The following is a 3230-nucleotide window of genomic DNA, read 5'->3' as shown; positions in this document are numbered from 1 at the left end:
CACCGTCCGGACCGCGGGCACCGTCCGCGCGGCGACGACCGCCGGCTGCGGACGCCCCGCCGGGCTCGCGACCGGCACCCACACGATCACGAGCGGCGGGCAGTCGCGCACGTTCCGCCTCGACGTGCCGTCCGGGTACGACCCGAACCGCGCCTACCGGCTGGTCGTCGGGCTCCACTGGTGGCACGGCACCGCGTCCGACGTCGTCAACCAGGGCTTCTACGGGCTCAAGCCGCTCGCCGGCACCAGCACCGTCTTCGTCGCGCCGCAGGGCATCGACAACGCGTGGCCCAACAGCGGCGGCCGCGACGTCCAGTTCGTCGACGACGTGCTGCGGACGCTCGAGGCCGCGCTGTGTATCGACACGACGCAGCGGTTCGCGACCGGGTTCAGCTACGGCGGCGGCATGAGCAACGCGCTCGCGTGCGCCCGCGCGAACGTCTTCCGGGCCGTCGCCGTCCTCAACGGCGCCCAGCTCTCGGGCTGCGACGGCGGCACGCAGCCGATCGCGTACCTCGGCTCGCACGGCGTCGTCGACGACGTCCTCAACATCTCGCAGGGTCGCGCGCTGCGGGACCGCGCGCTGCGCAACAACGGCTGCCAGGCGCAGCAGGCGCAGGAGCCCGCCGCCGGCAGCGGCACCCACACGCGGACCGCGTACACGTGCCGCGACGGCTACCCCGTCGTGTGGCTCGCGTCGGACAGCGGGCACCAGTGGGACGCGCGCGACCGCGGCCAGCAGCAGTCGTGGGTGCCCGGCGAGATCTGGCGGTTCTTCACGTCGCTCCCGTCCACGACGACGAACCCCACGCCGACGCCCACGCCCACGCCCACGCCCACCGTGACGCCGACCCCGACGCCCACGCCGACCCCCACCACGACGCCGACGCCGACGCCGACGCCGACCGTCACCACGCCGCCGCCCGCGGGCGCGTGCACGGCGACGTTCAAGGTCATGAACTCGTGGCCCGGCGGGTTCCAGGCGGAGGTGACGGTCCGGGCAGGGTCGCCCACCTCGTCGTGGAGCGTCGCGTGGCGCACGTCGGGCGAGCGCGTCGACCAGGTCTGGAACGGCTCGCTGACGACGCAGGGCGACCAGCTCACCGTGCGCAACGTGTCGTGGAACGGCACGCTGCCCGCCGGCGGCACCGCGACCTTCGGGCTGCTGGGCAGCGGCAGCGGCACGCCCCCGACGCCGGCGCTGACCTGCACGAGCGCCTGACCCGCTCGGGGGCGGGCGTCCGCTAGCGGGGCTCGAGCACGACGACGGGGATCTCGCGGTCCGTCTTCTGCTCGTACTCAGCGAACCGCGGGTACGCCTGCTTCTGGCGCTCCCAGATCGCACGACGCTCCTCAGGGTCGGCGACGCGCGCGGTGAACGTGCGCGTCGCCGACCCGATCTCGGCGCTCACCTCCGGGTGCGCGACGAGGTTGTGGAACCAGGCGGGGTGGACGTCGCGCCCCGCGAAGGACCCGAAGACGGCGAGGCGTCCGTCGCCGAGGTCCTGGTACATCATCGGGCTGACCCTCGGCTCACCGGTGCGGGCTCCCGTGGTGTGCAGGAGCAGCAGCGGCTCGCCTGCGAAGTGGCCGCCGACCTGCCCGGCGTTCGCGCGGAACTCCTCGATGACGTGCGTGTTCCAGTCGTTCATGCGGTGCTGCTCCCGGGGTCGGTCGGCGGCCGTGCGGACGCACCAGTGAACGACGCCGGCGGCGACCCGGCGACCCCGCCGCGCCGGTCAGCCGCCCTCGACGGGCAGCCAGAGCTCCACGGTGGCGGTGCTGAAGTCCTCGGCGCGCTCGAGCACGGCGACGACCTCGGGCCCGGGACGCAGACGCCACGGGTTCGACGGGAACCACTCGGTCGCGGTCGCGGCCCAGACGCTCTGCAGCGTCTGCGGGTAGGGGCCGGACGCCCGGAAGACGGCCCACGTCCCGGCGTCGACGGGGATCACGTCCAGGTCGTCGGGGACCTCGGCGTCGTCCGAGACCGCGACGCCGTGCAGGTAGGTGAGCTCCGAGCCCTCGCGGCGGTCGGGGTCGAGGTCGGCGCTCACCGCGAGCAGACCCGACGGCTCGGTGTCGGCGAGCGCCTTGAGCCGCTGGTGCTCGGCGGGCGCGATCGACACGACGTGCTGCTGGATCGCGGCGTTGACCCCCTGGTGCACGAGCGGGACGCGGGCGGCGTGCCCGACGAGACGGAACGCGGGGCGGGTGACGAGGCGGACGTCCATGGGACTGGCTCCTTCGACGGTCAGGCGGAACCTGAGGCGGGGTTGCGAGCGGAAGGGACCGCCGTCCCGCCGGGCCTGGCCCGGGCCGACGCCGTGCACCGACTGGAACGCCCGGCCGAACGCCTCCGCCGACCCGTACCCGTAGCGCACGGCGACGGTCAGCAAGTCGTCCGCACCGCCGACGAGGTCGGCCGCGGCGAGCGTCATCCGCCGGCGCCGCACGTACTCCGACAGCGGCATCCCGGCCAGCGACGAGAACATGCGCCGCAGGTGGTACTCGCTCGTGCCGAGCGTGGTGGCGAGGCGGACGACGTCGAGGTCCTCGGTGAGGCTGTCCTCGACGGCGTCGACGAGCCGGTTGAGCCAGGCGATCACGGTGCTCCCTTCCGCTCTCAGCCTCGCGGCCGTGGCCGCCCGCCCGCCCGATCATCGGTGCCCGGTGCGATCAGCGCGGCGCGGTCCTCCGCGCATCGCGAGGACGAGGGCGTCGGCCGGGTGTCGTGCCCGGCCGACGCCTCACCTCACCGCAGGTGCCGGTCGAAGAACCGCGCCCCGTCCTCGAGCTCGAACCGCGGGGTGCCGAGGTGACCGCCCGGGTTGGCGTGCAGCGTCTTCTCGGTGCTGCCGAACGCGTCGAACAGGTCCAGCGCCCGCTGCCGCGGGTTCCCCTCGTCGTCCCACTGCAGCAGGACGAGCACCGGGATCGTGACGCGGGGCGCCTCCTCCCGCACGGCCCGCGGCACGAACCCGCCCGCGAAGAAGCCCGCCGCCGCGATGCGCGGTTCGGTCGCCGCGAGCCGGATCCCGAGCGCCATCCAGCCGGAGTAGCCGACCGGCCCGGCGACGTCCGGCAGCTCGAGCAGCGCGTCGAGCGTCGTGCGCCACTCCGGGGCGGCGGCGCCGACCATCGGGCCGACCATCGCCTCGAAGATCTCGTCGACCGGCTCGCCGGCCTGCATCGCGCGCCGCAGGTCGACGCGCAGCTGGTCGGCGGCG

General features: G+C 74.7%; 4 protein-coding genes. 1 reads left to right on the top strand and 3 read right to left on the bottom strand.

Going from position 1 to position 3230, the window contains the following annotated elements:
• Nucleotides 1-1222: CE1 family esterase (locus tag HGA02_RS13955; RefSeq protein WP_210728581.1), on the top strand; the 1222-nt coding region annotated here is incomplete at its 5' end.
• Between the two features lie 22 nt (nt 1223-1244).
• On the opposite strand, the gene HGA02_RS13950 is transcribed toward HGA02_RS13955, so the two are convergent.
• The 3 genes from HGA02_RS13950 to HGA02_RS13940 all read right to left on the bottom strand — a co-directional run.
• Complete coding sequence (locus HGA02_RS13950) at nt 1245-1652, bottom strand: nitroreductase family deazaflavin-dependent oxidoreductase (protein ID WP_168679530.1); 408 nt, start codon at nt 1650-1652, stop codon at nt 1245-1247.
• An 87-nt stretch (nt 1653-1739) separates the two neighbouring features.
• Nucleotides 1740-2609 carry a GyrI-like domain-containing protein gene (locus HGA02_RS13945; protein ID WP_168679528.1) on the bottom strand — a complete coding sequence of 290 codons (870 nt, stop codon included), beginning with the start codon at nt 2607-2609 and terminating at the stop codon, nt 1740-1742.
• A 146-nt stretch (nt 2610-2755) separates the two neighbouring features.
• On the bottom strand, nt 2756-3230 hold a 475-nt coding region (locus HGA02_RS13940), incomplete at its 5' end, for an alpha/beta hydrolase (RefSeq protein ID WP_168679526.1).

The organism is Cellulomonas septica, assembly GCF_012396155.1.
Classification (GTDB): Bacteria; Actinomycetota; Actinomycetes; order Actinomycetales; family Cellulomonadaceae; genus Cellulomonas; species Cellulomonas septica.
Note: the sequence above shows the minus strand (reverse complement) of the source record. Positions and strands in the feature narration are given on the sequence as shown.